Annotated in this window: 3 protein-coding genes; 1 reads left to right on the top strand and 2 read right to left on the bottom strand. The window is 71.3% G+C overall.

Annotated features, from left to right (window positions below):
* Positions 1–82: 82 nt before the first annotated feature.
* Positions 83–913, bottom strand: coding sequence for a DegV family protein (locus GZ998_RS11525; RefSeq protein WP_162678418.1), 831 nt, complete (start codon positions 911–913; stop codon positions 83–85).
* A 229-nt stretch (positions 914–1,142) separates the two neighbouring features.
* Between GZ998_RS11525 and GZ998_RS11530 the strand changes: the two genes are divergently transcribed.
* Positions 1,143–3,137, top strand: coding sequence for a helicase HerA-like domain-containing protein (locus tag GZ998_RS11530; protein WP_161924308.1), 1,995 nt, complete (start codon positions 1,143–1,145; stop codon positions 3,135–3,137).
* Between the two features lie 118 nt (positions 3,138–3,255).
* Here the strand turns inward: GZ998_RS11530 and GZ998_RS11535 are convergent, their stop codons facing one another.
* Complete coding sequence (locus GZ998_RS11535; protein WP_162678419.1) at positions 3,256–6,216, bottom strand: leucine--tRNA ligase; 2,961 nt, start codon at positions 6,214–6,216, stop codon at positions 3,256–3,258.
* Positions 6,217–6,294: the final 78 nt, after the last annotated feature.

A 6,294-nucleotide genomic window follows, 5' to 3' on the forward strand; every position in this document is an offset into this window, starting at 1 on the left:
ATCGGGCACGGTCCGTCTCGAAGGCTGTGGGTACTGCCTGCCGGGCCTGTGGCGACAGGAGCCTGTGGACGACGGGGCGTCCTTACCGTGGCTGATCCAGGTGCGGTGCAACCACGATCCCCAGGGCGCCCGGTCCCAGGTGGACTCGGCTGGCCGGGTCGGCGGGTGAGCGCATGATGGACTCGACGACCGCTCCTGCCTCAACCATCGCGTCGGCCAGGTCGTTCTCCAGGGCGCGTCCGGCGGCGGGGTCGTCGCAGAAGTGAACGGCGAGTCGCACGGGTGCGGCCGGGGGGCGCGGACCAGTCAGCGATGTTCCGCCGGCCGCGCGCACCGCCTGCGCGATCAGGTGTCGGCGGGCGCGGGCGGTGCCCCGGACCATCTCCACAACGCTGATCCCCTGCGGCCCGGTGGTCAGGATGGGCCGGATCCCCAGGGTGCCCCCGGCGAATGCGGTGGCACGGTCAATCCTGCCGCCGCGGCGCAGGTATGACAGGTCCTGGACCAGGAAGAACAGGCGGGAGCGGGCTACGGACTCGCGCGCACGCGCGGCCCCACGGCGGGCGTCATCGGCCTCCGCCGCTGCCACTGCGGCCAGCCCCAGCGCGCCGCCGGAGGCACCGGAGTCCAAGGTCGTCACCGCCACCCCTTCTGCGGCCAGTTCGCGTGCGGCTATGCGGGCGTTGTCCACGGTGCCGGACAGTGCGGAGGCGAGGTGCAGGGCCAGCACCTCGTTTCCTCCGGCAGCCGCTTTGCGGTATGCCTCAGCGAGTTCAGCGACAGCCGGGCGCGCCGTCGTCGCAGTACCGGCGTCGTCCTCCGTGGTGTGCAGGGGGATAACGACAATCCCCCGCGCATCTGCGAGCGCGGGGGGCAGGCAGGCTGCCGAGTCGGTGACCACCGTGAGCGCCATGCTAAAAGCGTATGCCCCCGGCCCGGGCAGCCGGGTGAACGGCGGCTGCTTGTCACGGGCGTGTCAGACCAACGGCGCGGTGATCGCAGCCACAGGGAGGTACCAGACGCCGGTGCACTCGTCCGGTTCGCGCCGGACTCCCTCCCCGGCTAGCAGGAGGCACGGATCGGCCGCCCCGGAGATAACGGCCGACAAGACGCAGGCGGTTACGTCCGCATACGATGCGGGCATGACGAGCAGCACACCGGACCCAGCCGAGATCGCCCGCCTCAAGGCCGCGGCGGCACAGGCGGCCGCCGACGCAGCCGCCGCCAAGGCTGCTGCGGCGCAGGCGGCACTAGAGGCGGCGCTGGCCGCCCAAACCGAGTCCACCGCCGAGTCCTCGTCCCAAGCCATCGACGCGCCGGCTCAGCCGCAGGCACCTGGAGACGGGGACCCAGCGGCCGCGGAACCGACGCCCTCCGCTTCATCGGCACCCAAGGACGCCCCGGCCGAGGGGTCGGAAGCACCGTCCGGCTACGCCGCCCGCGTGCGAGACGGCTACGCCTTTGCCGGCCCCGTGTTGCCGGTGGGCACCTACCTGGCTTACCCCACGCAGGAGGAACCGGCCCAGGAACCGGCCGCAGAACCCGCCCCGGTGCCCGGCGTGAATGTGGGAATCCCGCTCGGTCTGCTCAACCGTCACGCCCTGGTCGCCGGCGCCACCGGCACCGGCAAGACCCGCACGCTGCAACTGCTTGCGGAGGGCCTGTCAGCCGTGGGCGTGCCGGTGTTCCTGTCCGACATAAAGGGTGACCTAACGGGCCTGGCGGAGGCCGGCACCGCCTCAGACAAGCTCGTGGCGCGCAACGCCGCCACGGGGCAGGCGTGGCAGGGGCGGGACTTCCCACTGGAGCTGTTCACGCTCGGCGGCCCGGAGGGGACAGCGGCGCAGCCGGCCTCGGCCGCGGGCGCCTTAGCCGGGACTCCCATCCGCACCACGGTGACGGCCTTCGGCCCGGTGCTGCTGGCCCGCGTGCTGGGTCTGAACGATACCCAGACCTCCGCGCTGGAGCTCGTGTTCCACTGGGCGGATGCGCAGGGGCTGGCACTGATTGATCTGAAGGACCTGCGTAGCGTGGTCGACTACCTGACCGGCACCGAGCAGGGCAAACAGGAGCTGCGCGGCATCGGCGGTGTGTCCAGTGCGACCGCCGGAGTGATCCTGCGGCAGGTCTCCGCCCTGGAGGCCGCCGGCGGCGCGGTCTTCTTCGGGGAGCCGGCCCTGGACGTACGCGACCTGCTGCGGACCGCCGCCGACGGTCGCGGCGTCATCTCCTCCCTGGAGCTGGCGGACATTCAGTCCCAGGGGAGGCTGCTGTCCACCTTCCTGATGTGGCTGCTGGGCGAGCTGTTCGAGGTGCTGCCCGAGGTCGGGGACCCGGATAAACCGTCGCTGGTGTTCTTCTTCGACGAGGCTCACCTGCTCTTCGACGGCGCTGGCAAGGCCTTCCTGGAGGCGGTTACCCGCACGGTGAGGCTGATTCGCTCCAAGGGGGTCGGCGTCGTGTTCATCACCCAGTCCCCCACGGACGTGCCCGAGGCGGTGCTGGCCCAGCTCGGCAGCCGTATCCAGCACGCGCTGCGGGCGCACACGCCGGCCGACGCCGCCAAGCTGAAGCAGGCCGTGTCCACCTTCCCGGTCTCGCCATTGGATCTGACGCGGGTGCTGACCGGCCTGGGAACCGGGCAGGCGGTCGTATCGGTGTTGGATGAGAAGGGCCGACCCGCGCCGGTGGCGCCCGTCGTCGTGAATACCCCGGCTGCGGTGATGGGTCCGGCACAGCCGGCCACGATCCAGTCGGTGCTGGCGTCCTCGCCGCTGCGCCACAAATACGCAGAAGCGGTTGACAACGAGTCCGCCTACGAGTTGCTGACCAAGCGCGCCGAGGAGGAGGCCGTCCGGGCCGAGGCCGCGCGCGCGGAGGCCGAGGCGCAGGCGGCCGCCCAGAAGGCTGCGCAGGAGGCGGCCAAGGCGCAGGCGAAGGCGGACGCCGCGGCCGCCCGGGAGGCCCAGCGCACCGCCGAGCGGCTGCAGCGGGAGGCGGAGAAGGCGGCCGAGCGCGAGCAGCGGGCCCGGGAGCGGGCGGCAGAACGGCGCCAGCGTGAGGTGGAGAAGCTGATCGGCTCCGCCGGCCGCCAGATCACCCGCTCCATACTGGGAAACATCCTGCGCGGCCGCTGAGCCTGGCCCGCAGCACGTCGGCGCCCGGCGTCTCACACGCCGACTATCGACCTGGTAATCGTCATCGGCGTGTGCATCCTGGTGTGACCGGACACGCGCCCGGCGGGGCGCCGCCCCCTCACTCGGGGACGACGGACACCAGCTTGGGGGCGCGCACGATCACCTTGCGCACGCCGCGGCCGTCCAGAGCGCGGACCACACCGGGGGCGGCCAGGGCCAGCTTCTCCAGCTCGGCGGCGTCGATGTCGGGGTCGACCTCCAGGCGGTCACGGACCTTGCCCTTGACCTGCACCACGCAGGTGACCTTCTCGGCCGCCAGGAGCGCCTCATCGGCGACGGTCGGGAAGGACTCGTGGGCGAGGGAGCGGCTGTGCCCGAGGCGCTGCCAGATCTCCTCGCAGATGTGCGGGGCGACGGGCGCGGCCATGAGTACCAGGGCCTCCACGGCCTCGCGCGGAACCGTCTTGAGCCCCGTGAGGTGGTTGTTGAGCACGATCAACTTCGCGATCGCCGTGTTCAGGCGCATGCCCTCATAGTCCTCGCGCACGCCCACGGTGGTGCGGGCGACCAGGCGGCGGGTCGCCTCATCGGCCGGGGCATCGGAGACGGTCACCTCGCCGGTGGTCTCGTCGACGACGTTGCGCCACAGCCGCTGCAGGAAGCGCTGGGCGCCGGCGACGGCGCGGGTGTCCCAGGGACGGTCCTGGTCGAGCGGGCCCATGCTCATCTCGTAGACGCGGAAGGTGTCGGCGCCGTAGGCGTCGTACATGTCGTCGGGGGTGACGATGTTCTTCAGGGACTTGCCCATCTTGCCGTACTCGCGGCTGACGGGTTGCCCCTGCCAGGTGAATACGGGCTTGCCGTCCTCGTCCTGGGTCTCCTCGACCTCGTCGGCGGGCACGTACTGGCCGCGGGCGTCGGTGTAGGCGTAGGCCTGCACGTAGCCCTGGTTGAACAGCTTGTGGTAGGGCTCGGAGGAGGACACGACCCCCAGGTCGAACAGCACCTTGTGCCAGAAGCGGGAGTAGAGCAGGTGCAGGACGGCGTGCTCAACGCCGCCGACGTACAGGTCGGTACCGCCGGAGACGTTGCCGCCCTCGGGGCGGGGACCCATCCAGTAGGCCTCATTGGCCGGATCGACCAGGTGCTCGGCGTCGGTCGGGTCTATGTAGCGCAACTCGTACCAGCAGGAGCCGGCCCACTGAGGCATGGTGTTGGTCTCGCGGCGGTAGGTCTTGAGCCCGTCGCCAAGGTCGAGCTCGACCTCCACCCACTCACTCGCCTTGCCCAGCGGCGCCTCCGGGGAGGAAGTGGCGTCGTCGGGGTCGAAGGTGCGCGGAGAGTAGTCGCTGACCTCGGGCAGCTCCACGGGGAGCATGGACTCCGGCAGGGCGTGGGGGCGGCCGTCCTCATCCCACACGATCGGGAAGGGCTCGCCCCAGTAGCGCTGGCGGGAGAACAGCCAGTCGCGCAGCCGGTAGGTGACGGCGCCGTGGCCGTAGCCCTTGGACTCCAGCCAGGCGGTCATAGCCGCCTTGGCCTCGTCCTTGCCCATGCCGTTTAGGTTGATCTCGGCGTTGGCGGAGTTGATGATCTGCCCGTCGCCGGTCCAGGCGGCCTCGTCCAGGGAGAATCCCTCCGGCGGGGCAATGGTGGCGATGACGTCGAGGTCGTAGGCGCGGGCGAAGTCCCAGTCGCGCTGGTCGCCGGAGGGCACCGCCATGATCGCGCCGGTGCCGTAGCCCATGAGCACGTAGTCGGCGACGAATACGGGAACCTGTGCCCCGTTGACGGGGTTGGTGCCGAACAGGCCGGTGAAGACGCCGGTCTTGGTGCGGTCCTCATCGGTGCGCTCGGCCTCGGTGGCCTGGGCGGCGCGGGCCCGGTAGGCGGCCACCGCCTCGGCCGGGGTGGTGTAGCCGCCGGTCCAGGCGTCGCGGGTGCCCTCGGGCCAGGCCTGCGGCACGGTCAGGGCGGCGGCGTCGTGCTCCGGGCTGGCGCCGGACAGGCCACCCAGCAGCGGGTGCTCCGGGGCGACCACCATGAAGGTGGCTCCGAACAGGGTGTCGGGGCGCGTGGTGTAGACGGTCAGCTCGTGCTGGCTGGCTCCGACGGCGTCGGCCCCGGGCAGCGCGAAGGTGACCTCGGCGCCCTCGGAACGGCCGATCCAGTTGCGCTGCATGGTCTTGACCTTCTCGGGCCAGTCCACCGTGTCCAGGTCCTCAGCCAGCCGGTCGCCGTAGGCGGTGATGCGCATCATCCACTGGCGCAGGTTCCGCTTGAACACCGGGTAGTTGCCGCGCTCGGAGCGGCCCTCGCTGGTGACCTCCTCGTTGGCCAGGACGGTGCCGAGCCCCGGGCACCAGTTGACTGGGGCGGAGGAGACGTAGGCGAGCCGGTGGGAATCGACGACGTCAGCCTGCTCCCCCGGTGTCAGCTCCGCCCACGGGCGCCCGTCCGGGGTGGGCACCTGCCCGGAGGCGAGCTTCTCGATCAGTTCGCTCACGGGGCGGGCGGCGCCGGTGCCGCGGCCGTCGCGGCGTGGGGCGTCCGGGTCGAACCAGGAGTTGTACACCTGCAGGAAGATCCACTGGGTCCAGCGCACGTAGTCCACGTCGATGGTGGCCAGAGAACGGCGCGGGTCGTGGGACAGGCCCAGGCGGCGCAGCTGGCGGCGCATGTTGGCGATATTGGCCTCGGTGGAGATGCGCGGATGCTGTCCGGTGGCGACGGCGTACTGCTCGGCCGGCAGGCCGAAGGCGTCGTACCCCATGGTGTACAGCACGTTCTTGCCGGTCATGCGGGTGAAGCGGGCCACGACGTCGGTGGCGATGTAGCCCAGCGGGTGCCCCACGTGCAGCCCCTTGCCGGACGGGTAGGGGAACATGTCCAGCAGGAAGAACTTCTCCTTGGCGGCGTCGGGGCCGGCCAGGGAACCGACGGGGTTATCGGCGTTGAAGGTCCCCTCGCGCTCCCACCGGTCCTGCCAGGCGGTCTCCAGGCGTCCGGCAAGGTCGGCCGTGTACCGGTACGGCGTGGGGTTGTCGGTGGTCTGCTGCGACCGGCTGTTCTCCGTCATTGCGGGAGTGCTCCCTCAAGGCTCGTGTGGATGGGGCGGGGCCGCTGCGCCGTCGGCGAGCAGGCCGAACGGCGCGCG

Source organism: Actinomyces sp. 594, from assembly GCF_019325145.1.
Taxonomy (GTDB): domain Bacteria; phylum Actinomycetota; class Actinomycetes; order Actinomycetales; family Actinomycetaceae; genus Actinomyces.

Excerpts from the sequence above, each read along its gene's own strand:
- GZ998_RS11525 (WP_162678418.1), bottom strand. The coding sequence starts at position 913 with ATGGCGCTCACGGTGGTCACCGACTCGGCAGCCTGCCTGCCCCCCGCG.
- GZ998_RS11530 (WP_161924308.1), top strand. The coding sequence starts at position 1,143 with ATGACGAGCAGCACACCGGACCCAGCCGAGATCGCCCGCCTCAAGGCC.
- GZ998_RS11535 (WP_162678419.1), bottom strand. The coding sequence starts at position 6,216 with ATGACGGAGAACAGCCGGTCGCAGCAGACCACCGACAACCCCACGCCG.